The following is a 25,948-nucleotide window of genomic DNA, read 5'->3' as shown; positions in this document are numbered from 1 at the left end:
GACTATGTCTCAAAATCCGGCAGTGTCGCCGACCGAGAGCGCGCCGCAAGCGCGTGCCGCGTGGCAGTTCTTTCAGCAGATGATCACCGACGTCACCAACATCGTGACCGAGGACGCCGAGACCGAGCGCGAGCTTCTCGAGGGGTTACGGGTGATCGCCCGGGTGTCGTCGCTGTGTTCACAGATGGCCGTCGAGGCCGACACCGCACGCCCGGCGTTCTTCGATATGTGTTCGGACACCCGGATGATCGGCGGGCCCAACCCCGACGGCAACTATTTCCTGGCGATGATCCGAGGCGATCGCCGCTATCGCATCACCGGTACCCGCGGCACGACAACCTACCTCGGCTTCCAGGTCCTGGCGGGCACCGGCCTGACCCCAAGGCGAATGTCGAACTACCTCGGCGACACCAACCTGGAGCTCAACTCCGGCCAGTTCGCACTGGTGCTGTCCGCCGACGAGCCGGCCGACCTCGGGGGTGCGCAGTGGATACAGATCCCGGATGACGCGTCGTCGGTCGTGGTCCGCGAGTACATCGCCGATCGCAACGCCGAGGAACCGGCCACGATGCGCATCGAGGCGCTCGACCCCGATCCGGTGGGCGTGCTGTCCGATGACGAACTGGCCGAACAGTTCACCGCGATGGCGTGGTCGCTGATGAAGCTGACCACGCTGCACCGCACGATCAAGCCGGAGCTGCTGCGGCAGCCGAACACACTGTTGACCGCCGAGGCCGCCGACCTGGGTGCGGCCGACACGACGCCGGACAACCTGTACATGCTGGGCACCTTCCGGCTCGACCCCGGCCAGGCGCTGGTACTCGACATCGAGCCGCCCGATACCCGCTACTGGAACGTCACGCTGGAAAGTGTTTGGCACGAGTGCTTCGAACCGCGCCGCCGGCACAGTTCGGTGACGAATCGCGGGGTGCGCCCGGATGCCGACGGGCGGGTGCGTATCGCGATCTCCGCGCAGGACTTAGGATTTGGGCATTGGCTCGACACCGGAGGCCGGCATCGCGGCTTCGTTGTCCTGCGCTGGCTGGACAACCCCAACGCGCCCGACGTGAAGGTGTCGGTACGTGAGGCCGCGGAGCAGCCATGACGTGGCAGCAGCGGTTCGACCCGGACAACCTGATAGCCGCCGCCTGCGAACAGGCCGGCTGTGACGACTTCGGTGACACCTCTAGTGACCAGGGTTGGCGCTCCGGGCTGGAGCGTGTCACCGACGGCCTGGTCAACGAGGCGCGATTGTCGGCGATCGGCGTGGAGGTCGCCTACCTGGACATCATCCGCGCTCTGACCAGCCGGCTGGGCGTGACCGCGTGGCGCAAAGAGCACCCCGAAATCGCCGCGGAGACAATCACTTCGCCGATCTTCATCGTCGGCCAGCCCCGCACCGGGACCACCATCCTCTACGACCTGCTGGCCCAGGACCCCGAGCTGCGGGCACCGTTGACGTGGGAGGTCGACGCGCCCTGTCCGGTTCCCCAACCCGAGACGTATCAAACCGATCCGCGGATTGCGCAGACGCAGGCCACGATCGAGATGTCCGAGCAGATCATCCCCGGGTTCCTGGCGTTTCACCCGATGGGTGCGCTCGTCGGCCAGGAGTGTGTGCGCATCACGGCCAGCGAATTCACCAGCATGATCTTCCCCGTGCAGTACCGCCTGCCGAGCTACGCCCATTGGCTGATGTACGACGCGGACCACACCGGAGCCTACCGCTTCCATCGAATCTTCCTGCAGCACCTACAGTCTGGAGTATCCGGGCAGTGGCTGCTGAAGTCGCCGGCACACCTGTGGCAGCTGGACAAGTTGATGGCCGAATACCCCGACGCGCTGGTAGTGCAGACGCACCGCGACCCGCTCAACGTCATCTCGTCGATCGCCGCGCTGACCAATCACCTGCGGCGGATGGGCAGCGACGAAACGAACATCGCCGAGTGCGCCGCGCAGTCGTATGAGGAAATCGTCGTCGGCCTCGAGCGCGGGATGGCGATGCGCGACAAGGGTGTTGTGCCCGAGGGCCGGATGATCGACGTTCAGTTCACGGATTTCGTGAAGGACCCGTGGCGCACGATCGGAGACATTTATCAGAAGCTGGGCCGCGAGCTCAAGCCCGAGGCCGAACAGAGGATGCGTGACTTCCTGGCCGCCCACCCCGGTGACGGCGGGCGCGGGCGCTACACCTGGTCCGACACCGGCCTGGACGCCGACGAAGTGCGGGAGCGGGTGCGCGATTACCAGGAGCGCTACGACGTGCCGACCGAGGTGCTGAAGTAACTTCCGCCTGTTGGTCAAGCCGAGCGCCCGGCTAGCCGGGCGCTCGAGCGTGTGGGCCCGGCTGGCCGGGCACTCGGCAACGTGGCCGGTCTACTCCGCCGGCTCGTACCGCAGCATCGTGACGTCGTGCTCGGGATAGTCGAAGAACACCGGGCGCACCCGCATGCCGACGTTGAGATCCACCGGATCGACGTTGACCATCTCGGTGGAAAACCTTGGGCCTTCGTCCCATTCGACGATCGCGAGCAGCTGCGGAACGGCGTCGGCGAAATGCGGGCTGACGGGCCGGTGCGCCACGGTGAACGAATACAACGTCCCCATTCCGGAAATCTCGCGCCATTCCAGGTCGTTGGCCAGCGTGCGCGGGGCGCGTACCCGCGGATAGAACACGTAGCTGTCCGACGACGGCGAGTACTGAATCACGATGCGGTGCTGGGCCAGCGCGTCCCAAAACGGCGCGGTGGTAGGCGTTTTGACGGGCATCGGGCGGTCGAACTTCATCAGTCAGTCCCCTTGCAGGATGAGCGTCGTCTGCTCGGACAGGATTCCGCCGTTGCCGGACACGAAGGCCCGGTTGCAGTCGGCGACCTGCGCCGCGCCCGCGCGGCCCATGATCTGGCGGGTGGCGTCGCAGACGTGGTGCATGCCGCCGGCCAGTCCCGCTTGGCCGAAGCCGAGCTGACCGCCGGCGGTGTTGAGCGGAAAGTCACCCCGGAACGTCAAGTCGTGGTTGGCGACGAACTCCATCCCCGTGCCCTTCTCGCAGAACCCCGCGTCCTCCAGCGACAGCAGCACCGTGATCGTGTAGCAGTCGTAGATCGACACCATGTCCATCTGCCCACGGGTCAGGTCGGTCATCGCGAATGCGGTGTCAGCCGCTGCCGCGATCGGTGTCGACAGCAGGTCTTCGGCGTAGGTGGGCGTCTTGAACGGCACGTGTTCGCCAAATCCCTTGATCCACACCGGCCGATGGCGCGAGCGCCGGGCGACGTCGGCGTTGGCCACGACTACCGCGGCGCCCCCGACACACGGCATGACGATCTCCAGCATGTGCAGCGGGTCGGCGATCACCGGGCTGGCCAGCACGTCCTCGACCGTGAGTGGCTTGTCCTTCCAGATCGCGCCGTCGGTGTGGTTGGCGTTGGTGCGGGTATCGACGACGATCTTGGCCATCGCCCGCTCGTCGTAGCCGTAGATCGCCGCATAACGCTGGGCCACCTGGCCATACGGCCCGTTCTGCCCGAGGTTTCCGTAGGGAATCTCGAATTCGGCTTGCGGAGAGCCGTATTGGTTGCTCGACGAGCCGAAGAACATGGCATCGACCATCGGCCGGGGCTTCTGCTTCGACATCGGTGTGATGTAGCGGGCCGGCAACGCGCACAGCACGGCGTCGCAGATGCCGAGCTCGACAGCCGCGGCCGCCCGCCACACCATGGCCGCGGCGCTGGCTCCCCCGAGATCGACATGCTCGGCGAATCGTGCACCCACGCCGAGGTATTCGGCGATCGTGGAGGGGACGAAGATCTCCGACTCGGCCAGGTGGGACGCGACGATCCCGTTGACGACCTCACCCGGTAGTCCCGCGTCGTCGAGTGCCGCGGCGGAGAGCTCGGCCCATTGCTCAAGGACGAAGGGCGCGGGCGACGCCTTGTTCAGCCGCTCGGGAGGCAGCTCGACGTATCCGACGATCGCGGCCTCTCCGCGTAATCCCATGGCGTGTCCTTATTTTCGGATTTTACTTGCGGGGCAGTCCCAGAATCATCTGCGCGATGATGTTCAGCTGGATCTCCCTCGTCCCGCCACCGATCAGCTCGGCCGGCAGATGCAGGTAGGGCTCGACAACCGCGGCATCGTCGTCGTCGACCATTGCGACCTGACCGGTCAGCTGCAGGGTCGCCTGGAAGGTCCGCCGCAGCAGCACGTTCATCGCGACCTTGGCGATGCTGGACGCCGGGCCGGAGGCCTGGCCGTCGAGCAGCCGGATCGTTTCGCGCACCCCGAGTGCCCGGATGGCGTTGGTGTAGGCGTCAAGCTCACCGAGCTCGCGTAGCGCGTCGTCACGGTCCGGCCCGGGTTGCGATGCGAGGCGGCGCAGCGCTATGGCCCGGTCGAATTTGACGTATCCACTGATGGCCGAACGCTCTTCGGCCATGGTGGCAATCGCGAGGCTCCAGCCGTCGGTCGGACCGCCCAGCAGCATCTCGTCGGGGACGAAGACGTCGTTGAGAAACACTTCGTTGAAATGTGCCTGCCCGGTGGCCGTCTTGATGGGCTGGATTTCGATGCCGCGCGAGCGCATATCGATCAGGAAGTAACCGATGCCACGGTGCTTGCTGGCTTCCGGGTCGGTGCGCGCCAACAGGGCGCCCAAGTCGGCGTATTGCGCCAGCGACGTCCAGATCTTGTGGCCGTTGATCTTCCAGCCGCCGTCGACCTTGGTCGCCCTGGTGGCCAGCGACGCGAGGTCGGAACCGGCTCCCGGCTCGCTGAACAGCTGGCACCAATGGATCTCACCGCGTTGGGTCGCCGGTATCAAGCGCTCCTGCAGGTCTTTTGAACCGGCAGCCAGTACCGAGGGCAGAATCCATTCGGCAATGTTCAGCGAGGGCCGCACCAGACCGGGTCGCTTGGCGAACTCTTCGTCGATGATGAGCTGCTTGAGCGGATCCGCGTCGACGCCCCACGGTGCCGGCCAGTGCGGCGCCATCAGACCGGCGTCGGCGATCAGCGTGCGCTGCGGCCCGGAGGCCTGGTCCTCGTAGTCGCCGTGCGGGGCCGGCGTGTCGTTGCGCAGCTGCATCGCGGCATCCAGCGTCTCGGCGACCCACGACCGGAATTCGGCCTCCGCATCGCCCAGGTTCACCGACATGTCGCGCGTCCCGGTACACGTAGCCTCGCCCAGCCGACGCGCCCAGCGGTTCGCGGGTCCGATCGATCCGGCCAGGCTGATGGCCCGCCGCCAGTACAGGTGCATGTCGTGTTCCCAGGTGAACCCGATCGCGCCGAGCATCGTCAACGCGTCCAGCACCAGGTCCGGCACCGGCGAGACCGCTATCGTCGCCGCGCCGGCCGCCGCAAGCTGGTGCTGTTCGAGTGACTCGTCCGCGGCACGAACCGCGTCCCAGGCCGCCGCGGTGGCCAGCTCGCTGTTGACCAACAACATTGCGGCGCTGTGCTGTAACGCCTGGAAAGTGCCGATCACCTTGCCGAACTGTTCCCGGGTGCGCAGGTGCGCGGTGACCGCCTCGACGCACCACTGCACGATGCCGGCGGTGGTACTGGCCACCAGTCCTACCGCGAGGCATCCGGCGCGATCGGGGTCGATACCGGTGAGGACATCCGAGTCGGTCACCGGATACTCGGCCAGCCGCACGATTCCGATATCGGTGACCAGGTCCGTACCGGGGACGGATTCTATTGTCGTCGTGGGCTTTCCGCCACGGACAACGGCCCATACGACGTCACCACCGTCGCTGCGGGCGGCGACCAGCAGCACCCGCGCCGAGCACGCGCCCGCGGTCACCTCGGAGGTCCCGGAGATCAGCCAACCCTGGCCGTCGGGGCGCGCCCGAAAGTCTCCGCCGTCGGGCAGGACGACTGCGGCGGGTGCCCCGGACGCCAGCTCTCGCAGCAGCGATTCCGCCGCCGGTTTCGGATCGGCCAGCAGCGCAACGGCTCCCGTGATTACCGTCGGCACCAGCGGTCCGGGCAGTAGCGCCTTGGCCGCCGACTCCAGGACGCACGCGGCATCGATCAGCCGCCCGTCCTGGCCACCGAGATTCTCCGGAAGATGCACGGCGTGGAAACCGTTGGCGACCAATGCGTCCCACCATTCGGGAAGCTGACCGGCCGCCAGCGCGTCGAAGGTGTCTCGTGTCGAAGCGATCGGTGCGTGCCGGGCGGCGAACTGGCCGACGGCTTCGCTGAGATCCTGCTGCTCGGGGGTCAGTCCCAGGGTCATGACCGCGTCCGCGCAGTGGCGAACATGGGCTTCGGCCGCACCGGCTGATATCCTTCCGTCTTACAAGACGAACCGTCTCGTCTTGTGGAAGATTACCGGGGCGGGTCGAGATCTGCAAAGCGACCCCGGGCCCCGCGGCCCGCGGCCCGCGGCGAGGACGGCGAGGGACCTGACAGACGAGGATCACCAGATGCCAACCGATCTCACCCAGGCGGGTCCACCGGCCGGCTCACCACGACGCCGCAGCGAGAAGTCGCGGACGGCCATCGTCACCGCCACCCGCGAGCTCCTTCTCGAACGCGGATTCGACGGGTTGACGATCGAGGCGGTCGCCGCGCGCGCCGGGGTGGGCAAGCAGACGATCTATCGGTGGTGGCCCAGTCGTCCGGCGTTGGTGGCCGACGTCATGCTGGAGGACGCCGACAAGATCCTCGCGTCGGTCGACCACACCGATGACCTGACCGCCGACCTGTTGGGGTGGGTGCGCAAGCTGACCTCGACGCTGACGACGGAGCGCGGTTCGGCGATGCTGCGGACGTTGACCGTCGCCTGCATGGAGCACGAGGAGACCGCGGTCAAGTTGCGCGCCGGATTCAGTTTGCCGCTGCACGACAGCGTTCGCACCCGGCTGTTGGCTGACGGCATCGATGCCGCCACCGCCGAGTCGGCGGCCGATGCCATTGTCGGCGGCGTGGTTTATCCGATCCTCTCGGACGCGCGGCAGTATTCACGGCACCGAGCCGAATTGACCACGCAAATCATCGTCGAGTCCTTGAAGCGCAAATGCTGAAGACGCGGTATGGCGTGATCGGGATCCATGTTGAAATGCCGTCCGCGAGCCCCGAAAAATAGCTAGATCGCCGAGCCATATCGCGGCCCAATGCGAGATTTGCGGCTTCGTTCAAACGTTGCGTGGCTGCGCGCCGGTCGCCGCGAAAGTGGCTGGCATAGAGCATCATCTATACGGATTATCGGTATCACCAATTCGGATTGGACCTCGATCCGGCCGGATGTAAAGATTCGTTGAGTACTTCGATCGGACGACTATCCAGGAGTCCTGCAATGGATCTGTCTATTCAGCGGGTGCCGAACTCGCAAACTGCTACGCCGAGCAACTGCATCGCCGATTGGCGCGGTACCGAGGGTGGTAGTCACGCGGCTACCCCAAACCCCGCGCGAGCGAATTAGGCTTCGGAGCATGACCAACCGGCCGAGTCCGTGGGGGAATGAGCGAGCGAAACTCTCACATCAGTTGGACATGCGCGGTGAGGATCTCGGCCGCCGGCACGCGCGGCGGCTTTGCCACCGCTTCGCGCGCGTCGGCGTCGAAACTTCGCCGGCCCGCTTGCGCGCGATGCTGGCCGGCGCACCGTGTGCGGCGAGTGAAGAGGCCAATCTCCGATTCGCTTTGATCGCAGCCGAACTCGACCGTGAAGCCCGCACCGCGAAGTACCGCCAGATGAGACGCGAGGGCGCGCGATCGTTACTGATCGCCGGCATGACGCTGCTCGCATTGAATTTCCTGCTGTGCGCGGCCTACGCGCTGCTGAACCTGGCCCAGCAGTCCTCACCGTACTGACGGGTCGCGAATCCGCAGGGGCACGTCACCAAAGGGCTGGACCGCTGACCTGCCGGCCCGATGACCAGGTCGCCACCACCGCGGCCATCGGCTCGGTGCGGACCGCGACCAGGTCGGCGGGTTGACCCGGTGTCAGCCCCCCGGCATCGCAGCTCGAGGATGCGACGACGTGGCGCGGATGCGTGGTGAGCATGGCCACCGCGGAGTCGATCGACGCCACCCCCGCTTCGCTGATCGCCACGGCGGCCCGGGCCAGTGACCCGCTGTGGTAGTCCGAGGTCAGCACATCCACCACGCCGGCTTCGATGGCATCCCGCGCGGACAGGTTGCTCAAATGCGAGGAGCCCCGCCACGCGTTAGGTGCGCCCATGACGACGGCAAGTCCGTTATGGCGCGCTGCCGCAGCAGCATCCAAGGTCAGGGGGAACTCGCAGATGCTGGCCCGCATCGCGGCCGCCTCGATGACAGCGCCTTCGCTGTCCGGGTCGTGCGTCGCGAAGACCGTGTTGTGTGCTGCGGCGAACCGGGCAATCTGTCTGCGGCGCAACGGGGTTCCGGTGGCATGCCGATGCAACGTCGCCAGCCAGCGGTTGAGTTCGTCGTCGTCCAGGAACAGCCTGGTCCCCATCGCCGGGCGCCATGCCCGTTCGGTTTGATATTGCCCCTGACCTGGGGTGTGATCCATCACCGACAGCAGCCCGATCCGGCGGCCGTGCTGGCGCAGCAGTTCGGCTGTGCCGTCCACTGATTCGGGATCACTGACGTCGACGCGAAGATGGACCGGCACCGTCACCGGGAGATCACCCGCGACACGGTGCAGGGTCTGCAGCACGCAATGGGCACGACGATATCCGTCGGCCGTATCGGGCCCTTCGCCCACCGAGATGCACAAGTAGGGACGCACGACGCCGTGGGCGACCGCGTCTGTCGCGAAGTCCTCCAACGCGGCATCGAGCGGTATCACCGTTCCCGGCCGGGGTGATTCGAAGCGTGGCAACGAATCCGCGTGCAGGTCGGTGAACGCGGGCCAAAGCTGCAATGGGCGCAGATCGACTTGGTTCGAATGGGGTGGTGGCTGGGTGTCGACGGAGCTGATGCAGCCGTCTTCGATCGTCACCCAACGGGGCCCGACGGCTTCGTCGCGGTCTACTTGTTCCGTAGTCCCGGTCATCACCCGGGCAGCTCGCAGACTAATCATTATGTGGGGCAAACCGATTGGCGTAGGGATCGCGACGCTGCCGCACTGCGCAACGCGTCGTCGAGGTGATCCAGATCGGCCGCCGCCGACACGAGCTCGGCAAAGGGATAGCGGTCGTGGTGAGCGGCGAGGAAATCGACGGCAGCTCGAAGATGTTGGGGGCGATAGTTGTGCACTCCGGTGATTGTCATGAGATTTCGGACCAGATACTCCGGGTCGATCGATATGGGCTGACTGGCGGCCACCGATCCCGCGAGGACGGCCCGGCCCCCCACATCCAAGCTGGAGATGCAGGCTTCGACGGCCGACGGGCTTCCCGACAATTCCAGCGCCACGTCCACCGGCGGCACGTCCTCGGGATCACCGACAACCAGGTCGGCACCGAAGCTGTACGCCGTTTCCTGACGCGCCGGGTCCGGATCGCATACCGCAACCCAGGCACCGATTGCATCGGCCATCGCCGCGGCCGTGACTCCCAGCATGCCCGCACCGGTGATCAGGATCCGGGCGGGATCGCGGTGGCGATCGAGTTCGGCTGCGTCGAACACCGCCGCGACCGTCGCGGTAGCGCACGACGCGGGTGCGGCCACGGCATCCGGCACGCTATCGGGTACCTCGACAATCGTGGTGCCCGGCAACAGCACACAGTGACTGGCGAAGCCGCCATTGAGCGGCCAGGCGCTGTCGAGTGCCTCGTGACCGTATTTCTTGAGATGCAGACACTTCTGTTCCAAGCCCCACACGCAATTGCGGCATCGTCCGCAGGACGCCGTAATGGACCACACAACCCGGTCTCCGACGGCCACCTCGGTGTCGTTGGGATAGCGGGGCCGCCCGCCGGAACCGATGGCCACCACATGGCCAACCTGTTCGTGGCCGAGGATGCCCGGATGCGGAGCGTCCCTGCGTCCATTCACGGTGTGCAGGTCGCTCCCGCAGATGGTGGCCAGATCGACTGCGACCAGCACCCGGCCGGGGCCCGGGTCGGTCGCCGCGCTGGTCGTCACCACGGTGATCGGCTGCCCCACCCCGTCCCAGCGTGCATACCGTGCGGCCACGGCACCGTTGACTGTCGTCATGCCGACACCGGTTGCGACGCCGTCGGCGCAATCACCTTGCGGGAGCCCCGTTTCCGTGGCCCTGACTCGACGTCGACGGTATCCAGCGCGACGTCCTTGGGCTCGTCCAGCAGCATGGTGGCGACGATGCCGAGCGCAAAGCACACACCGGCGATCAGCACCGTCGGTCGCAGCCCCAGGTGGGCGAGGGCGACCGGAGTGATCAGAGCGCCCAGGAAGGCGCCCACTTTCGCGGTCCCGGCCGAAATCCCGTGTGCGGTGCTGCGGATCGCGGTCGGATACGATTCCGCGGCCAACAGCATGGTCGTGTAGTTGGGTCCGACGGCGATACCGAACAGCGACAACCCGAAGACCACCGCGAACGGTGTCACCGTCGACGTCAGCCCCGGAATCGCGGCGATCAACGCCATCGACAACGCGGAGAGGCTGAATCCGAGCACCTGCAGTGGTTTACGGCCAATTCGGTCTAACAACGCGAGGCCGACCAACGCGGCGACCAGGCTGAAACACACCACCAGCGCGGCGTTGATCGCCATGTTGGTGACAATGCTGGTGTGCGGCGCAATGCTTTTGATGAGCAGCGGCTGACTCACCGAATTTCCGTACACGGCAACATTGAAGAAAAACCAGCTTCCCGCGGTGCCGAGCAGGGTCAGCTGAAATGACCGGGAGCGCAAGGCTTTCCACAACGTCACCGACCCGGGCGCGCGGTCGGCAGCAGCTGCCTCTACCGCGCTTCCGGAGAACGCGCTCAGATCCTGCGCCGCCCGGTCGGCATCGCCGGCCACGACCAGGGTCCACCGCGGGGATTCCGGCATGTGTCGGCGATTCGACAGCACCAGCAATGACGGGATCGCCCCGAGGCCGAGAATCAGCCGCCAGGACAGCCCCGGCGACGTGCCCAGAGCGACGATGACAAGCGCGACCACGTAGGCCGCGACCTGTCCGAAAACGTAGAATAGAAAGGTCAATCCGACCAGCCGACCGCGATTTCGCCGGTTGGCGTACTCGGTCATGATCACCCCGGACGCCGGATAGTCGCCGCCGATACCGATCCCGAGGACGACACGGGCGATCAGCAGGCTGATGAAGTTCGGGGCGAAGGCCGAGGCGAGCGCACCGATGATCATCAGCACCGCCTCCAGCCCGTACACCCGCCGGCGGCCTAACAGATCACCAAGGCGCCCGAACAGGAATGCGCCCACCGCGACCGCCAGCAGGGTCGAACTGGTCAGCGCCCCGACCTGTCCGGCGGACAGATGAAATTCGGGCTTGACCAACAGGGTCACCGTGCCAATGACGTTGAGGTCATAGGAGTCGGTGAAAAATCCCATGCCCGCGGTGACGGCGGCCTTCAGATGAAAACGGCTGACCGGCGCATCGTCGAGCCGCGCCCGCACCCCGGTGGTGTGCGGCGTCGTCATCGCGACACCGCCTGGTCATGGGCGTCGATACAGGCGACCAGGTCGGCGACCGAGTCCAGCACGTGAGTGTGCGGCACGGTCGCGAAGTCGGCATCACCGTGTGCCCCGCTCCGGACACCGGCCACGATCGCCGCTCCGGCTCGCGAACCGGCCCACAGGTCGCTGGTGGTGTCACCGGCGACGGCGATCTGGTCGACGGCTTCGGTTCCGGTGCGCAGCAAAGCCGTGAGGATCATGTCGGGATAGGGCCGTCCGCGGCCGGCATCCGCCGGTGACAACGCATGTGTGATCAGGTCGCCCCACCCCAGGGCCGCGATGATGTGGTCGCGAGTGGTCGGGGCAAAGCCCGTTGTGAGCACGACGGCGCAGCCCGATCCGCGGAGCTTTTCGATGGTCTCGGCGGCCTGCGCAATGGGCGCCACCCGGTTGCTCTGGATGGCTTCGACGTAGGCCGCTTCGAACGCGGCATTGGCGGCTTCCGCGCGCTGCACGTCGCCGCCGAAGATGGTCCGGAACACCTCGATCTTGGACTGCCCCATCGTCTCGTGGACATAGCGGACGGCCGCCTGATAGTCGGGGCTGCTGCTAGACAACCCTGACGACGACAGGGACGCGTCGAACGCATCGGCTACGGCGCCGTCGTCGAGCACTGTGGTGCCCGCCATGTCCAGGCAGGCCAGTCTGATCATGTCCATCTCCTCTGGGCGCCGGCGTGGGGCAGGTAGGTCGGCGCCGGGCATCTGAGTACCGCACCGAGCGTTGCTGAAACCGTCTGGCTGAGCCCTGGCGCGACGGCTTCGCGTAGGTGTACGAAAGGTGAACGTTGACGGCCGATTTCGTCGTAGTTGTCCGAACAACTCGACGATCGTCGGTCGCTGGCAAAGCGGGAGTATCCGCGCGGCGTTAGGGTGCGCTGTGGTCGCCGACCCGAAATACCGCTCGATCGCCCGAATCCTGGAAGCAGAGATTCGCGAATTCAACGACGGGCAGCGGGTCCCGAGCGAAAACGAGGTGGCCCAGCGTTTCACCGTCGCCCGCGCGACCGCGCGTGCCGCGCTGCAGTATCTGACCGCCCGCAACGTGATCCGCCGGGTGCGCGGAGCCGGTAGCTTCGCCACCCACCGCATCGACTACCCGATCGACGCGGAACGTGCGCCCTCGTGGAGTGCCACGGTGCGCGCGGCCGGCGCCTCTCCCCGGAGCGTGGTACGCAGCTGCGTCCAGCAGCTGCCGCCCGCGGAGATCGCCGCCAAACTGCAACAGCTGTCCTCGGATCCATGTCACCGCCTGGTGCGGCTGTCGTACGTCAACGATTTGCCCGCAGCGTGGGGAATCGAATGGGTGCCGGCCACACTGGTTCCCGACCTCGCACTGGCGATGCGCGCCAACGACTCGCTACACGAAGTCCTTACCAACGCCGGCCTTTCGCCGCGACGGTCGTGGGTGCACGCCAGCACCGAGATATTCGAAGGCGAAGTCGCCGACCAACTCGACGCGCCACAGTCCAGCCTGGGTTGGTACATCGAGAGTCTCAATGTCGACGAGCTCACGTTGCGGCCGGTGTCGATCACGCAGCGGTGGTTGCGCGCCGACACCGTGCGGGTCACCTTCGACAGTGCGGTCGCCAGCCGGGTCGGCCGTTAGCTAGCGCCCCGAAATGGTGGCGATGACTTCGTCGGTGGTCAGAATCGCGCTGGCATAGTTCGGGATATTGACCTCGAGGGCCGCGCGCATTTCCACATCCGAATAGCTCGCCGTCGCGTCCTTGACCACCGTGACGTCGTATCCGAGTTCGGCGGCGAATCGGACCGTCGCCTCGACACAGGTGTGGGCGATCAGGCCGACGACGATCAATCTATGGATACCGTGCCGTTTGAGCACGAGATCCAGATCAGTGTTGGCGAATCCGCTGGAGCACCAATGTTCTTGGGCGACAACATCGCCCGGTCGTGGCTTGAAGTCGGGATGTAGCTCGCCGCCCCAGGTTCCGTACTCGAAGGTCTTACGCGACCACGCGGCCCGCTGGATAGGCGCGATGTACTTCCAGGTCTCGTAGTCACCCGGGCGGTACCGGCGATGCAGCGCGTAAAAGACCCGGATGTCCGCCGCCCTTGCGGCGTCGAGGATTTCACGCATGTGCCGAACACATCCGTTGGCTTCTGCGACGACCTTGAGCCGATCCCACACCTTGCCGCCTTCGGAGATGAAGTCGTTGTACGGATCGATCACGAGAAGGCCGGTGCGGTCGGTTTCCTGCGTCACGGCGTGACTCACGAACCGGTTTTACTGTCTTGGTCCGCGGCACGGAACCTGCTGGGCCACAGTGCCATTCGATCGAGCAGACCATCCCGCAACACCAGCGTGTGAAACAGCACGGCGCACATATGGGCGGTAAACGCGGCGAACAGCAGGAAGGCGAACACCCCGTGGCATTCACGTAGCACCGCATACAAATCGAGGTTCTGCGGTGCGATGCCCGGCAGGCGGATCGGCCCCACCATGGTCACCGGGAGTCTCGCGGCCGACACGGTGGCCCATCCGATCAGCGGCTGTATCAGAAGCAGCGCATAGAGCGCGTACTCCGACCACGTCGCGATCCGGCGCTCGGCGCGGCTCATCGTGGCCAAAAACGCCGGCGGGCGGTGCGTGAGCCGGTTCGCCAGCCGCACCACCGCGAAGATCAGGATGGCCACGCCCAACGGCCGGTGGATGGCCAGCAGCAACGGGTAATAGCTCAGCGAAGCGATCATCGTCACGCCGATGAGCAACTGCACGATGACCATTGGCGCCATCGTCCAGTGCAGTATTCGGGACGGAATTGTGAAACGTGCTGCGGTGCTGGTTGTTTCGACTTCGTCGGTCATGAGCGCACCTGGCCGACATTGACCTCACTGGGCGACTTGGGTTCCTCGGCACGGCGAGTGAACGAGCGCGCGTAAACGGCCGACCGGGCAGCCAGTAGCGGGTCGTCGGACATGGCGATGCCGTCGGGCAACACCGTCGGGTCGAAGTTGATGTCGCGTGCGTTGCCGGCTTGCTCGGTCTGCACCGCGTCGATAGTGATGGTGCCCGCGTCGATCGACTTGCGCGATTGCGGCCAGGGCTTGGTGGCGTCGCTGGTCGGGTCGCCCGGTTCACCGATCGTGAGAATGAGCTTCCATGTCAGCGGCCGCTGCGTGACCGCGCGGATGAGGTCGTCGAACAAGTAGTCCTTGCCGGACGAAGCCGGCGCAGCCGCCTGCTGCGCAACCGCCGACCAGCGCACCGGGACAGTCGCACCGGCGCTATTGGTGAAGTAAAACGCGTTCAGACCGTGAAACGCGCTGTCCGCGAACCCCACACTGGGCGGCGTCTGTTTGATGACCTTCAGCGCCGCCACGGTCTCGGGATGGCGCTCGAGGAATGCGGCCATCTTCTGGGGATCGGGCTTGCCCGTCGCGGGGACGGGTTTGGACGCGAGCAACCGCTCGTAGAAGCCCTCCGGGGTGCGGTCGGTGAAGACGGGGAAGTTCACCATCGCGGTGCGCCACTGCTGGCCGTTGGGCACTTGGAACACCAGACCGAATCCGCGGACGGTGTCCGGCTTGTCACTCTGGTCCGGGAGGCCACCGCCCAGCGAAAACCTGCCGATCAGCGGCACGTTTCCGGCCCGGAACACCGTCGCACGGGAGACCGCCGCCCCCGCGCCGTTGCTCGCGAACGACCCCGTCGCGCTCAGCCCTTTGGCGTGGTTTCGCCGGAATCCGTCATGGTGGCCGAAGACTTGTTCGAACCGATCGGCGAAGCGTGGCGGGGTCAGCGTGGCGGGCCCTGAAAAGCCGAGCCAGCCGCCCGCGTAGGCGAAGCCGCCGACGTCCACGGCGGCCACGCCGGCCACCGCGCTCATCCCCAGCAGCGCGCCGCGCCGGGAGAGCGCACCGAAACGACGTTGACTGGGTTGTGGTTCAGCGGGCCGATTCGCCGGCTCCTGATCGCGATCAGCGGGCTCCATGGCCCACCGTCCTTTCCGGTCTGCCGCAGCGTGGAACTAAGGCGCTGAAGGCAATTCAATCCAGGGGCTGTTGAGGTGCGCAACTCTTAGGGATTGCCGACGCACAATCCGGACCACGACACGGCGCAAGGTTTCGTTCAACTCGTGCCAAGACCTTCACTATTTACGCTCCGAGGCGTAGCGTAATGGGCGGCCGAGGCCGGGCGTTCCCCGGTCTCGTGTCCACCATCTCCGGCCAGCCAGCCCCATGGCGACCCCGAACAGACTCGGAGGGCACTCGTGTTCGACCTCAAGATCACCGGTGGAACTGTGGTCGACGGCACCGGCGCCGAGCGCTACACCGCCGACATCGGTATCAAGGACGGCCACATCGTGGACGTCGTCCGTCGCGGTGCCAACGACCCCGAGACGGGCGGCTTGGCAACAGCCCCGGCGGCCGAAACCATCGATGCGACAGGCCATGTCGTCGCTCCAGGATTCGTGGACATCCACACCCACTACGACGGCCAGGTGAGTTGGGATGGCCTGCTCGAGCCGTCCAGCGGCCACGGTGTCACCACGATCGTGACCGGCAACTGCGGCGTCGGTTTCGCGCCGGTGCGGCCCGGCAGCGAGCAGTGGCTGATCGAGTTGATGGAAGGAGTCGAGGACATCCCCGGCACCGCCTTGACCGAGGGCATCGAATGGGGCTGGGAAACCTACCCCGAATACCTCGACGCGATCGGCAAGCACAAGTTCTCGATCGACGTCGGCAGCCAGGTGGCCCACGGCGCCATTCGCGCCTACGCGATGGGCGAGCGCGGGGCCCGCAACGAGCCGGCGACACCCGAGGACATCAAGGCAATGGGACGGCTGGTGACCGAAGCGATCGAGGCCGGCGCGCTCGGCTTCTCGACGTCGCGCACGATGGGGCACCGCGCGATGGACGGCGAACCGGTCCCAGGCACCTACGCGGCCGAGGATGAGCTGTTCGGTCTCGGCCGGGCGATGGCGGCCGGCGGCCAGGCGGTGTTCGAGCTTGCACCGCAGGGGTCCGCGGGCGAAGACATCGTCGCGCCCAAGAAAGAACTCGACTGGATGCGGCGGCTCAGCGCCGAAATCGACCGACCGGTGTCGTTCGCGCTGATCCAGGTCGACGCCGACCCTAACCTGTGGCGCGAAATGCTGGATCTGTCCGCCGAGGCGCACGCCGACGGCGCCCGGCTTTACCCACAGGTCGCGGCGCGCCCGTTCGGCATGATGATCGGATTCCAGGGCCACCACGGCTTCAGCCACCGGCCCACCTACCGCCGACTGAAGGCCGAATGTGGCCGCGAGGAGCTCGCGCAGCGGCTGGCCGATCCCGCGGTGAAGGCCGCGATCCTGTCCGAGGACGACCTGCCCGCCGACCCGAGCCTGCTGTTCGACGGCATGTTCGCGTTGGTGCAGCACTCTCTGGGCCGGCTCTTCGCGCTGGGCGATCCACCCGACTACGAGCCCACAGCCGACCGCACCGTCGCGGCCATCGCCAAGGCCCGCGGCGAGGAACCGCTGTCGACGCTGTATGACCTGATGCTCGAGCGGGACGCGACGGCGATGCTGATGCTGCCGTTGTTCAATTACGCCGAGGGCAACCACGACGCGATCCGCGAAATGCTGCTGCACCCCGCCGGCGTGCTGGGGCTGTCCGACGGCGGCGCCCACTGCGGGATGATCTGCGATGCCTCCTATCCCACCTTCCTGCTGACGCACTGGGCGCGAGACCGGCACCGCGGCGACAAGCTGGCGCTGGAATACGTGATCCGCAAGCAGTCTCGCGATACCGCGCACCTCTTCGGGCTGACCGACCGCGGCACCATCGAGCGCGGCAAGAAGGCCGACATCAATGTCATCGACATGAACGCGTTGCGGCTGCATCCCGCGGCGATGGCCTTCGACCTGCCCGCCGGCGGCAACCGGATCCTGCAGGGAGCCAGTGGATACGCGGCGACGATCGTCAGCGGGACCGTGACCCGTCGCAAGGACGTCGACACCGGAGCGCGGCCCGGTCGCCTGGTACGCGGAGCACGCTAAGGACTCGGTCAGTGACCGCGGCTGCCGGCAATCCGGCGCGCACCCGGGACGAGGATGCGATCGGCACCCCGCCCGAGCGCCCGACGCTGGTGCCCGCCGAACGCTACTACTCGCCGGCATTCGCTCAGCTCGAGATCGAGCGAATGTGGCCGAAGGTGTGGCAGGTCGCCTGCATGGTCGACCACGTCGCCGAACCGGGTGACTACTTCGAATATCGCTGCGGCCCTTACGGAGTGCTGATCGTCCGCGGTGACGACGGCGTGCTGCGGGCATTCCAGAACGCCTGTCGTCATCGCGGCAACTCGCTGTGCACCGGCTCAGGGTCGGGACTGCGCGAGCTCAAATGCGGCTATCACGGGTGGACCTGGGATCTGGCCGGCTCGCTCAAGCGGGTGCCGAACCGCAAGGGCTTCGGCGCCCTGCGCATGTCCGACTTCCCGCTGGTTCCGGTCAAGGTCGACAGCTGGGCCGGCCTCGTCTTCGTCAATCTCGACGTGAGCGCGATGCCGCTGATCGAGTATCTGGAGGCGATACCCGACGACATCGCCTGGTGCCATTTGGCGGACTTCCGTTGCTACGCGACCCTCACGGTCGACGTCGAGGCAAACTGGAAAACGATCGCCGACGGGTACAGCGAGACCTACCACATTCAGACCCTGCACCCGGAGTTGCTGCGCTGTATCGACGACATCCATGCGCCACAACAGATCTGGGGCCACACGGCTAAGTCCGATCAGCCCTATGGCGTGCAGAGCCCCCGCTTCGACGGCACGCTGAGTGACGAAGAAGTCTGGGACGCTTACGTATACACCCAAGGTGCGCTGATGGGCGCGGCCGAAGGCACCCCGTTCCCCGCCGACGAACGCCGGCCCGGACAGACGGTGCAGGAACTGATCGCGGACCGAACCCGGGATTTCGCCGCCAGCCGGGGAGTGAACCTGGACTGGGCCGACACCGACCGGATTACCCGGCTACACCAATACAACGTGTTCCCGAACATGACTTTGCTGGCCAACGCCGACCACCTGACGATCATGTGCTCGCGCCCCGGCCCCGATCCCGGCTCGACCTCCGACAAAGGCCAGTTGGTGATGTTCCTGATGACGCGGATGCCGCCGGGCGCCCCGCGCAGCAAGCCGACAGACGTTCGGGTGGACGCCGGGGAAGCCGAGCCCGGCCTTGTACTCACCCAGGACATCCGGGTGCTGCCGGGTTTGCAGCGGGGCATGCACCAACCCGGATTCACCCACCTGGTGCTCTCCGGCGAGGAGCGTCGGGTGATCAACATGCACCGCAATCTGGAGCGCTACCTCGGCCTACCGGAATCCGATCGGATGACCGGCGGCATAGGAGAACCCGGGTAAATTCGCGTCGACAATTTAATCGGCGAGCGCCCCCCGAAAGCGCCGCCACGGTCTAGACTTCCGGCTTGTGACGACCGCGTCGAATCCGTGTGGTGACGAACAAGGGCAGCTGCCACACCGGTTGCATATGCAGTATCAGATTGTCGGTCAGCGGCGGGCGCGGCGGATGTGCCGGACTTTCGCGGACGTGGGCGTCGATACCGGTCCGGTTCGTCTGCAGCAGATGCTGGCGGGCATGCCGGTCACCGAAGGAGAAATGACCGACGTCAATTTCGCCCTCATCGCCACCCAGATCAAGCGCGACGAGCGCAACGCGAAGCGCAAGCAACTCCAGCGTCAGGGCACCCGCTCGCTGATGTTCGCCGGGATGATTCTGCTGGTGCTGAACTTCCTGTTCTGCCTCGCCTACGTGATGCTCAACCTGACCGACCAAGCCCCGCTGTAGCGCGTCAGCGCGGCGCTCCCGTTGCGTCGCTCAAGCCGGTCTGCGAAAGGGCACGATGTCGTGCCATCGATTGCCGGTCGCTTGCGCGAATTCGAAGTTCTCGGGCTCGACGAGATCGCGCAATTCCCACACGCTCATCCGGTCCGGGTCGGGAAACGCTTCGGCGAAAACGAGTTGCCCTCCCGGCTTCAGCACCCGACCCAGGGAACGGATGCAGGCCGGTTTGTCGGGCACCTCGCCGATCACCGCGGCCAGGAATGCCACGTCGAAAGTGTCTTCTGGGTAAGGAAACCCGTCGCTAGCCTCCCCCGCCGTAAAGCCGATGTCGTGGAACCCGGCCCGCTCGAGCTGCCGCCGAGCCTTGTCCAGCATCTCGGGTTGGAGGTCGAACAGGTCGAGCCGGCCGTAGATGAGCCGCCGGGCGATCTGCACGCTGTAGAAGCCCGGGCCAGGCCCGACTTCCAGCACGTGCTCGGTGCCGGTGAGGCCGATGCTGTCGACCTTGCGTGCCGGATTGGACAGCGCCCGGCGGATCGGATTGTTGAGAAAGAATGCCGCCTGATGCGGATAGGGAGCGGCGCCTTGGTGGCGGCGTTTGTGGAGCAGAGCATCCATCCAGGTCGTCGACATCACGTCCCCTAACTCGTCGTTCAAGTTAGGGTACCCTAACTAAGTGCGCGGGCGCTAGCCCGTTTCCGGAGCCTCACGGGTCGATGTCAGACGTCCGGCTTCGGTCACGCCATGGATCCACACCGTTCCACCCGTCGCGTGGTGTTGCTGCTGCCCGTCGTTAATCGCTTGGTGCGCAGCGTGATCCGAGTAGCTCACCAGCAGATGCGCGGATGCAATCGGTGATTCCCAGGGCCAGCAAGTTTTGCTCGCGCTGTTACGAATTCGCGATGCGTCGTAACAGCAAAGCTTCTGCTCACGCTAAACCGTTTGGCCTGCTGCGTGTTTCGTGTGGTTGACTCAGCAAGGGCCGCGGCCGTCGCCAGCCAGCTTGAGCAGAAGTCGCGTTCCGCCGAGCGGGCTGGCGTGCAGAGATGCGTTCCCGCCGTGCAATTCTGCTTGTTGGGCAACCAACGCCAGCCCCAGTCCGGAGCCCGAGCGCGATGCCGTCGAACCGCGAGAGAAGCGTTCGAATACCGCGGTGCGTTCGGATTCGGGGACGCCGGTGCCGTCGTCGTCGATCGCGATTTCGACGCCTTCGGCGGAACTGCTCACGGTGAGTTGAATCTTGGTGGCACCGCCGTGCTTGACGGCGTTGGCAATCGCGTTGTCGATCACCAGCCGCAGACCCGTCGGCAGCCCCACCATCAAGACCGTCGGCGACGGCACCAGTGAGACCTCCACGTCGGGGTAGATGCGCAGCGCATCGTGCGCGGCACGATCCAACAGCTCGGTGATGTCGAACGGCACGAAGTCGTCGACGGTGGTCAGCTGCCCCTGCGCGAGTCGCTCCAGCGCCGTCAGCGTTGCCTCGATGCGGCTCTGGGTGCGGATGACGTCGCCGATGATCTCCTCGCGCTGCTCGGCGGCCAGCTCGAGAGTGGACAGGACCTCCAGGTTCGTGCGCATCGCGGTCAGCGGGGTGCGCAGCTCGTGTGAAGCGACCGCGGCGAAGTCACGGGCCGACTCGAGTGCCGCCTTGGTGCGCTGCTGCTCGTTGCCGATACGGTCCAGCATCTGCTCGACCGCGTCGGCGATCTCGACGGCCTCCCGCACACCGCGGACCGCAACCTCGTCGGGACTGGATTGCGCATTGATGGCGCGGGCTTGCCGGGCCAGCAGGACGAACGGGTTGACCATGATCAACGAGATCACCCAGCCGACCAGGAAGGTGCCGGTGATCACGCCGGCGCAGATCAGCAACACCCGAAGGTGCAGTTCGTTGATCCGATGCTGCGCCTCGGCCAGCGGTGCGGCGAGCGCGATCGAGACCGGACCCGCGTTGAAGGTACGGACGCGGTATTGCACGCCGTTGATCGTGGTGTTCGCGTACCCGTTGGCGAGTTTGGGCAAGACGATGTCGCTGGGCACCGACACGGTCAACGCACCGATGCGGGCGGTGCGCACCAGATTGCCGTCCGGCGACGGCCGGTCGGGGGTGCTCTGGTGCGGGCTGTTGAGCAAGGTGTTGATGTCGCCGAGGCTGCTCACGGAGTCCAGCCGGCGGTCGAGCTGGCTGTACTGATCGTTGGTGACGCCGACCCAGACCCATACGCCCAGCGTGACGACGAGAGCGATCACGCCCAACTGCGCAACGATGACGATGGTGCGCAACGACAAGACACGCATCGGCAGTCGAATTTTTCTCAACGCGCGAATGGTGGGCTCCCTTACTGAGCTAATACTGCTTCGCGACCATCATGGCCCATTACTCGGTCGGCGGACCGCTCAACCGCGTGACACCGAAAGACGTGTTCCACTGTGCCTTTGAAATGGCTTTCGGTGCAACGACTTTCGATTCAGGCAAGGTTCAATTCGCTGGGTAGCCCCGCACTGCAAGCGGCCTCGGCGAGCAGTTCCCCGAGCAACGGCCCGAACTTCATCAGGTTGTTGCCGACGAAGCCGACCACACGGCCGCGCCGCACCGCCTTCCACCCATCTCCGCCGGCGTCGAGCCACGGAGCATGCACCGTGAAGCAGTCCACCTGGCCCACCGGCGACAGCGCCGGGAAGAGCGCACGCACCCCGGTCGGATCCGGTATCGGCTGACCGAACGCCCATCGGCCGGTGCTGCCCAGTGGCAGCCCGTAGCCCTCGGGGGCCGCCAGACAGGCGGCGCCGGTGGCGTCTGCGCCCTCGTAGGTGTAGCGAGTGTGCGGGGTGAGCTCGACATCGAACGGGCCCAGCAAATCCGGTGTCTGGGCACCCACGCATACCAGGACTTGGTCACCCCGCATCACGGTGCCATCCGCAAGCCGGACCGAGCCGTCGTCGCCGAGCGAGACGACCTGACCGCGCCTGATCTCCACCCGGGCCGCCAAGGCGCTCAGAGCACGGCGAGTGCGCAGGCTGCCACCGCGCGGATCGAAAATCGCGGCCTCCCAGGGCGGTGTGACGAACGGTATCCGGGCCTGGATCTGGTGGTGGTCGAGCCACGAGAACTCGGCGCCGGCCTCCGTCATCGCTGTTGCGGTCTCCTCGGGTGGGGCCGCCGCAACGAAACCCTCGGAACCGAGCAGCCGCCCCACCTCGAGCTCGCTCTCCCAACGCTGCCAGCCGGCGCGTGCCCGGATGGCCAGCCGGCATAGTGCGGGGCGCTGATGGGCGATGCGGAAGATGCGCGCCAGACCCGCGGACAGTTCGGAGAACGGTTCGCCGCGTTCGAACACGACCGTGGGCTCTCCGCGCCTGGACAACTCGTAGGCGGCGGCGAGACCGCATATCCCCGCGCCGACAACAATGATCACGTAAATGCCTCCCCCACAATCGGGTTCATCGCACCACCTCGCGATGGCCGGCGTCTAGCCGGCGGGTCCAGCCCCGCGCGTCGAGATGTTCCAACAAAGGGATCGCCACCCGCCGGGTGGTGTTGAGGGCTTGGCGCGCTTGGCTGGTGGTGAACGGCTGCGCCAGCCGGGCCAACTCCCGCATCGCCAGAGCGGGCGCACTGGGCAGCAACACGACCCCGTCGCGCAGCCGCAGCACCCGCCCGGCCCGCTCGGCGGCCGCCAGTTCGCGGGCGGACAACTGCAGCGCCGACAGATCGTCGGCCTCCGGCGCATCGAAGGGCTCGGCCCGCAGTCGCGCTTCCAATTCGCCCACGGCGGCCTCGGCCCGCCCGAGGTCGTCGCGAGCGCCGGGCATCCGAATGTGGCCGCCCCGCTGCTCCAGTCCCGCGTCGCGGGTGACGCCGTCGAGCAGCGACTCGTCCGGCAGGGCCAGCAGGTCGCGCGCCGCACCGCGAGATAGACCCTCTGCCAACGAGTCTCGCGCATGCAGTTCCTCGACCGCGGCGCGCAGCCGCTGCTGCCAGGCCTGGAACGTCGCGGCGTGCACCCACCAGTCGTCGAGCACCCGCACGCTCTCGGGTATCGCCGATGACACGAACCCCAGCCGGCGCAGATGGCTCTCCCGCACCGCGCCGCGGCGGGCCACCTCGGCGCCGACGTCACCGGCCGCATCCAGCGCGCTCAGCGCCGCGGCTCGACGGGTTCCGTCGCCGCGCCGCCGCAGCACCGGGGGGTCGGCGTCGAGCACCATGGCGCCGCCGAGGACCCGCTGGCCGCCCGGGTCGCGCAGCACCAATCGGTCGCCGAGCACCAGCGGCAGAGGCCGGTCGAGCGTGAGCCGGCCGTGGTCGTCGTCGAACGGCCGCAACCGCGCGGGCACCGCCGCGGTGCCGACGTGCACGACGAGCCGGGCGGCGGCGTCGGTCATCGGGCCGCCGGTGGTGCGGCGAATATCGAGCGTGCCGGTGCTGACCCACGCCCCGGGGGTGACCAGCGCGCTCCCCCGTTGGATGACGTCGCGCGAGACGCCACGCAGGTTCAGCGCGACCCGGGCCACCGGCCCCAGCCTCGGGTAGGGCTCGCCGCGGCTCTGCAAACCGCGGATGACGACCGACTGCGGCCGGTCCGCGTCGAGCAGGTTCAGCCGATCCCCGCGCGCCAGGGTGCCGGCCGCGAGCGTGCCGGTCACGACAGTGCCCGCGCCGGTGATCGTGAAGGACCGATCGACCCACAGCCGCACCCGGGCGGTGGTCTCGGGTGCGGGCAGCTGCTCCAAGACGCGATCGAGGGTGGCACGCAATTCGGTCAGCCCGGTCCCGTCGACCGCGGACACGACCACCCCGGGCGCATCCCGCAGCCCGGTGCCGGCTAGTTCGTCGCGCGCCTGGGCCAGCACCTCGGGCGCACGGTCCGGCGCCCGGTCGGCGCGGGTCACCACGATCAGGCCGTGCCGGATGCCCAGCGCGGCGAGCGCATCGCGGTGGTCGCTGGACTGCGCTCGCCAACCCTCGTCCGCGGCGACGACGAAGCAGACCACCGGCGCGGGACCGAGGCCGGCCAGCGTGTTGGCCAGGAAGCGCTGGTGTCCGGGCACGTCGACAAAGGCCACCTCGCGGCCCGACGGCAGGGTGGTCCAGGCGAAGCCGAGGTCGATGGTCAGGCCGCGGCGGCGCTCTTCCTCCCACCGGTCGGGCTCCATGCCGGTCAGGGCACGGATGAGCGTGCTCTTGCCGTGATCGACGTGGCCGGCGGTGGCCAGGACGTGGGTGCTCAGCGGTCCGCCTCGGGCGTTCCGGTTAACGCGGCGCGCACCGCTGCCAGCAGACGACCGTCGTCGGACTCGGGGATGCAGCGCAGATCCAGCAGGCAGGCGCCGTCGTGCACCCTCGGCAGCACCGCGGGCTCTCCGGCGCGCAGGGCAGCCGCCGCCGATTCGGGGAGGCGGACCGCCCAGCCCGGCAACGGGACGCCCGGGGCGCCGCCGCCACCGACTCGGCCGTCGTGCGCGACGACGGATGCGCCGACCGCCTCGGCCAAACGCTGCGCGCGTGCCCGCAGCCGGTCGGGATCGGCGTGCAGGGCCTGGGTCACCGGCGAGGTGCCTGCCCGGACCGTCGCCTCCAGCGCGGCGAGGGTGAGCTTGTCGGCACGCACGGCACGCGCCAGCGGATGCCGCGCCATCCGGGTGACCACCTCGCTGCGGCCGAGCACGATGCCCGCCTGCGGGCCGCCCAGCAGTTTGTCGCCACTGGCGGTGATCACGTCGGCGCCCGCGGCCAGCGCGGTGGCGGCGTCGGGCTCCTCGGGCAGTAGCGGATCGGGCGCCAGCAGCCCGCTGCCGAGGTCGACGACCAAGGGGACATGCGTCTCGTCGGCCAGCGCCCGCAGCTGGGAGACCGCGACGGCGGAGGTGAACCCCTCCACCCGGAAATTGCTCTGGTGCACCTTGAGCACACATCCGGTCTGCGGCCCGATCGCGTCCGCGTAGTCCTTCAAATGGGTGCGGTTGGTGGTCCCGACCTCACGCAGGCGGGCACCGGTGGATGCGATCAGGTCGGGCAGCCGGAATCCGGCACCGATCTCGATCAGCTCGCCGCGGCTCACCACGACCTCGCCGCCGGCTGCCAGCGCGGTGGTTGCCAGCACCAGCGCGGCCGCCCCGTTGTTGACCACCAGCGCGTCCTCGGCGGCGGGGCAGACATCCAGCAGCGCCTGACGGAGGGCGACCGCGCGCTTCGAGCGGGTGCCCGTCGCCAGGTCGAGTTCCACGTCGACGTAGCCGCTCGCGGACACCAGTGCCTCGATCGCGCTCGCGGCCAATGGCGCCCGGCCCAGGTTGGTGTGCACGACGACGCCGGTGGCGTTGAGCACCGGGCGCAGCTTGGTGTTGCGGTGCGCGGCCAGCGACGCCAGCACCGCGTCCTGCACCTGGTCGGGCGCCAGGTCGCCGCGGCGGGCCCGGTCCTGGATGTCGCGCACCACGTCCCTGACCGCGTGCTCACCCAGCCGGCTTCGCGCCTCCTGCACCGGCGCAAGCGAAAGCAACTGATCCGTGCGCGGAATCAGGCGGCGCGGGTCGACCTGTGTCACGTGCCTCCTCGCGTCCAGGGC

General features: G+C 67.2%; 23 protein-coding genes. 8 read left to right on the top strand and 15 right to left on the bottom strand.

Annotation, left to right across the window (positions count from 1 at the left end; translation table 11 throughout):
- Positions 1 to 4 precede the first annotated feature (4 nt).
- Together MAAFP003_RS00535 and MAAFP003_RS00530 are read left to right on the top strand one after the other, a co-directional pair.
- Positions 5 to 1,105, top strand: coding sequence for a DUF1214 domain-containing protein (locus tag MAAFP003_RS00535; RefSeq protein WP_243393723.1), 1,101 nt, complete (start codon positions 5 to 7; stop codon positions 1,103 to 1,105).
- Complete coding sequence (locus MAAFP003_RS00530) at positions 1,102 to 2,286, top strand: sulfotransferase family protein (RefSeq protein ID WP_096283489.1); 1,185 nt, start codon at positions 1,102 to 1,104, stop codon at positions 2,284 to 2,286. The genes MAAFP003_RS00535 and MAAFP003_RS00530 overlap by 4 nt, the downstream gene beginning before the upstream one ends.
- A 90-nt stretch (positions 2,287 to 2,376) precedes the next feature.
- Here the strand turns inward: MAAFP003_RS00530 and MAAFP003_RS00525 are convergent, their stop codons facing one another.
- From MAAFP003_RS00525 to MAAFP003_RS00515, 3 genes are read right to left on the bottom strand one after another with little or no spacing between them, the layout of a single operon-like run.
- Entirely contained in the window at positions 2,377 to 2,790 is a 414-nt protein-coding gene (locus MAAFP003_RS00525; RefSeq protein WP_096283488.1) for a Zn-ribbon domain-containing OB-fold protein, read from the bottom strand.
- Positions 2,791 to 3,999: a thiolase family protein gene (locus MAAFP003_RS00520; RefSeq protein ID WP_096283486.1), complete on the bottom strand. Its 1,209-nt coding sequence runs from the start codon at positions 3,997 to 3,999 to the stop codon at positions 2,791 to 2,793.
- Positions 4,000 to 4,021: 22 nt separating this feature from the next.
- Positions 4,022 to 6,247, bottom strand: a complete 2,226-nt coding sequence (locus tag MAAFP003_RS00515) for an acyl-CoA dehydrogenase family protein (RefSeq protein ID WP_096283484.1) — start codon at positions 6,245 to 6,247, stop codon at positions 4,022 to 4,024.
- 190 nt (positions 6,248 to 6,437) lie between these two features.
- Between MAAFP003_RS00515 and MAAFP003_RS00510 the strand changes: the two genes are divergently transcribed.
- Both MAAFP003_RS00510 and MAAFP003_RS00505 read left to right on the top strand, forming a co-directional pair.
- Positions 6,438 to 7,037 carry a TetR/AcrR family transcriptional regulator gene (locus MAAFP003_RS00510; RefSeq protein WP_096283482.1) on the top strand — a complete coding sequence of 200 codons (600 nt, stop codon included), beginning with the start codon at positions 6,438 to 6,440 and terminating at the stop codon, positions 7,035 to 7,037.
- A gap of 408 nt (positions 7,038 to 7,445) precedes the next feature.
- Positions 7,446 to 7,826: a hypothetical protein gene (locus MAAFP003_RS00505; RefSeq protein ID WP_243393722.1), complete on the top strand. Its 381-nt coding sequence runs from the start codon at positions 7,446 to 7,448 to the stop codon at positions 7,824 to 7,826.
- Between the two features lie 25 nt (positions 7,827 to 7,851).
- Here MAAFP003_RS00505 and MAAFP003_RS00500 read toward each other — a convergent pair whose 3' ends face one another.
- Genes MAAFP003_RS00500 through MAAFP003_RS00485 form a run of 4 tightly spaced genes read right to left on the bottom strand, consistent with a single transcriptional unit; the run spans position 7,852 to position 12,216 of the window.
- A complete protein-coding gene (locus MAAFP003_RS00500) occupies positions 7,852 to 8,997 on the bottom strand; it encodes an alpha-D-ribose 1-methylphosphonate 5-triphosphate diphosphatase (RefSeq protein WP_165796267.1) in 1,146 nt (381 codons plus the stop codon).
- A 26-nt stretch (positions 8,998 to 9,023) separates the two neighbouring features.
- Positions 9,024 to 10,103 carry a zinc-binding dehydrogenase gene (locus tag MAAFP003_RS00495; protein WP_096283476.1) on the bottom strand — a complete coding sequence of 360 codons (1,080 nt, stop codon included), beginning with the start codon at positions 10,101 to 10,103 and terminating at the stop codon, positions 9,024 to 9,026.
- Positions 10,100 to 11,527: an MFS transporter gene (locus tag MAAFP003_RS00490; protein ID WP_096283475.1), complete on the bottom strand. Its 1,428-nt coding sequence runs from the start codon at positions 11,525 to 11,527 to the stop codon at positions 10,100 to 10,102. Before MAAFP003_RS00490 ends, MAAFP003_RS00495 begins: the two co-directional genes overlap by 4 nt.
- Positions 11,524 to 12,216, bottom strand: coding sequence for an HAD family hydrolase (locus tag MAAFP003_RS00485; protein ID WP_243393721.1), 693 nt, complete (start codon positions 12,214 to 12,216; stop codon positions 11,524 to 11,526). The genes MAAFP003_RS00490 and MAAFP003_RS00485 overlap by 4 nt, the downstream gene beginning before the upstream one ends.
- Before the next feature lie 226 nt (positions 12,217 to 12,442).
- On the opposite strand from MAAFP003_RS00485, the gene MAAFP003_RS00480 reads away from it, so the two are divergent.
- On the top strand, positions 12,443 to 13,171 hold the full coding sequence (locus tag MAAFP003_RS00480; protein WP_133160809.1) for a GntR family transcriptional regulator: 729 nt from the start codon (positions 12,443 to 12,445) through the stop codon (positions 13,169 to 13,171).
- On the opposite strand, the gene MAAFP003_RS00475 is transcribed toward MAAFP003_RS00480, so the two are convergent.
- Genes MAAFP003_RS00475 through MAAFP003_RS00465 form a run of 3 tightly spaced genes read right to left on the bottom strand, consistent with a single transcriptional unit; the run spans position 13,172 to position 15,518 of the window.
- Positions 13,172 to 13,801, bottom strand: coding sequence for a cysteine hydrolase family protein (locus tag MAAFP003_RS00475; RefSeq protein WP_096283469.1), 630 nt, complete (start codon positions 13,799 to 13,801; stop codon positions 13,172 to 13,174).
- Entirely contained in the window at positions 13,798 to 14,391 is a 594-nt protein-coding gene (locus MAAFP003_RS00470) for a cytochrome b (RefSeq protein ID WP_096283467.1), read from the bottom strand. The genes MAAFP003_RS00475 and MAAFP003_RS00470 overlap by 4 nt, the downstream gene beginning before the upstream one ends.
- Positions 14,388 to 15,518, bottom strand: a complete 1,131-nt coding sequence (locus tag MAAFP003_RS00465; protein WP_279304230.1) for a catalase family peroxidase — start codon at positions 15,516 to 15,518, stop codon at positions 14,388 to 14,390. The genes MAAFP003_RS00470 and MAAFP003_RS00465 overlap by 4 nt, the downstream gene beginning before the upstream one ends.
- A 279-nt stretch (positions 15,519 to 15,797) precedes the next feature.
- Here MAAFP003_RS00465 and MAAFP003_RS00460 point away from each other — a divergent pair, with 279 nt between their 5' ends.
- The 3 genes from MAAFP003_RS00460 (at position 15,798) to MAAFP003_RS00450 (ending at position 19,379) form a co-directional block, all read left to right on the top strand.
- A complete protein-coding gene (locus MAAFP003_RS00460) occupies positions 15,798 to 17,570 on the top strand; it encodes an N-acyl-D-amino-acid deacylase family protein (RefSeq protein WP_096283463.1) in 1,773 nt (590 codons plus the stop codon).
- An 11-nt stretch (positions 17,571 to 17,581) separates the two neighbouring features.
- Entirely contained in the window at positions 17,582 to 18,934 is a 1,353-nt protein-coding gene (locus MAAFP003_RS00455; protein WP_096283461.1) for an aromatic ring-hydroxylating oxygenase subunit alpha, read from the top strand.
- 67 nt (positions 18,935 to 19,001) lie between these two features.
- Positions 19,002 to 19,379 carry a hypothetical protein gene (locus tag MAAFP003_RS00450; protein ID WP_096283459.1) on the top strand — a complete coding sequence of 126 codons (378 nt, stop codon included), beginning with the start codon at positions 19,002 to 19,004 and terminating at the stop codon, positions 19,377 to 19,379.
- Between the two features lie 30 nt (positions 19,380 to 19,409).
- Here the strand turns inward: MAAFP003_RS00450 and MAAFP003_RS00445 are convergent, their stop codons facing one another.
- The 5 genes from MAAFP003_RS00445 to selA form a co-directional block, all read right to left on the bottom strand.
- The gene (locus MAAFP003_RS00445) at positions 19,410 to 19,994 is read right to left on the bottom strand and encodes a methyltransferase domain-containing protein (RefSeq protein ID WP_165796281.1); all 585 of its coding nucleotides are present in this window, start codon (positions 19,992 to 19,994) and stop codon (positions 19,410 to 19,412) included.
- A 354-nt stretch (positions 19,995 to 20,348) separates the two neighbouring features.
- The gene (locus tag MAAFP003_RS00440; RefSeq protein ID WP_096283455.1) at positions 20,349 to 21,677 is read right to left on the bottom strand and encodes a sensor histidine kinase; all 1,329 of its coding nucleotides are present in this window, start codon (positions 21,675 to 21,677) and stop codon (positions 20,349 to 20,351) included.
- A gap of 170 nt (positions 21,678 to 21,847) precedes the next feature.
- On the bottom strand, positions 21,848 to 22,795 hold the full coding sequence (locus MAAFP003_RS00435; protein WP_096283453.1) for an NAD(P)/FAD-dependent oxidoreductase: 948 nt from the start codon (positions 22,793 to 22,795) through the stop codon (positions 21,848 to 21,850).
- A 25-nt stretch (positions 22,796 to 22,820) separates the two neighbouring features.
- Positions 22,821 to 24,611, bottom strand: a complete 1,791-nt coding sequence (gene selB, locus MAAFP003_RS00430) for a selenocysteine-specific translation elongation factor (protein ID WP_096290782.1) — start codon at positions 24,609 to 24,611, stop codon at positions 22,821 to 22,823.
- The gene (selA, locus tag MAAFP003_RS00425; protein WP_096283452.1) at positions 24,608 to 25,927 is read right to left on the bottom strand and encodes an L-seryl-tRNA(Sec) selenium transferase; all 1,320 of its coding nucleotides are present in this window, start codon (positions 25,925 to 25,927) and stop codon (positions 24,608 to 24,610) included. The genes selB and selA overlap by 4 nt, the downstream gene beginning before the upstream one ends.
- Between the last annotated feature and the right edge of the window lie 21 nt (positions 25,928 to 25,948).

This window comes from Mycobacterium ahvazicum (assembly GCF_900176255.2).
In the GTDB taxonomy this organism is placed as follows: Bacteria; Actinomycetota; Actinomycetes; order Mycobacteriales; family Mycobacteriaceae; genus Mycobacterium; species Mycobacterium ahvazicum.
This window is presented reverse-complemented; position numbering and strand designations above follow the sequence as displayed.

What these genes read in the sequence shown, in the direction of transcription:
- MAAFP003_RS00535 (WP_243393723.1), top strand. Translation starts at nt 5, where the DNA reads ATGTCTCAAAATCCGGCAGTGTCGCCGACCGAGAGCGCGCCGCAAGCG.
- MAAFP003_RS00530 (WP_096283489.1), top strand. Translation starts at nt 1,102, where the DNA reads ATGACGTGGCAGCAGCGGTTCGACCCGGACAACCTGATAGCCGCCGCC.
- MAAFP003_RS00520 (WP_096283486.1), bottom strand. Translation starts at nt 3,999, where the DNA reads ATGGGATTACGCGGAGAGGCCGCGATCGTCGGATACGTCGAGCTGCCT.
- MAAFP003_RS00515 (WP_096283484.1), bottom strand. Translation starts at nt 6,247, where the DNA reads ATGACCCTGGGACTGACCCCCGAGCAGCAGGATCTCAGCGAAGCCGTC.
- MAAFP003_RS00510 (WP_096283482.1), top strand. Translation starts at nt 6,438, where the DNA reads ATGCCAACCGATCTCACCCAGGCGGGTCCACCGGCCGGCTCACCACGA.
- MAAFP003_RS00505 (WP_243393722.1), top strand. Translation starts at nt 7,446, where the DNA reads ATGACCAACCGGCCGAGTCCGTGGGGGAATGAGCGAGCGAAACTCTCA.
- MAAFP003_RS00500 (WP_165796267.1), bottom strand. Translation starts at nt 8,997, where the DNA reads ATGACCGGGACTACGGAACAAGTAGACCGCGACGAAGCCGTCGGGCCC.
- MAAFP003_RS00495 (WP_096283476.1), bottom strand. Translation starts at nt 10,103, where the DNA reads ATGACGACAGTCAACGGTGCCGTGGCCGCACGGTATGCACGCTGGGAC.
- MAAFP003_RS00490 (WP_096283475.1), bottom strand. Translation starts at nt 11,527, where the DNA reads ATGACGACGCCGCACACCACCGGGGTGCGGGCGCGGCTCGACGATGCG.
- MAAFP003_RS00485 (WP_243393721.1), bottom strand. Translation starts at nt 12,216, where the DNA reads ATGATCAGACTGGCCTGCCTGGACATGGCGGGCACCACAGTGCTCGAC.
- MAAFP003_RS00470 (WP_096283467.1), bottom strand. Translation starts at nt 14,391, where the DNA reads ATGACCGACGAAGTCGAAACAACCAGCACCGCAGCACGTTTCACAATT.
- MAAFP003_RS00465 (WP_279304230.1), bottom strand. Translation starts at nt 15,518, where the DNA reads ATGGAGCCCGCTGATCGCGATCAGGAGCCGGCGAATCGGCCCGCTGAA.
- MAAFP003_RS00445 (WP_165796281.1), bottom strand. Translation starts at nt 19,994, where the DNA reads ATGGATGCTCTGCTCCACAAACGCCGCCACCAAGGCGCCGCTCCCTAT.
- MAAFP003_RS00440 (WP_096283455.1), bottom strand. Translation starts at nt 21,677, where the DNA reads ATGCGTGTCTTGTCGTTGCGCACCATCGTCATCGTTGCGCAGTTGGGC.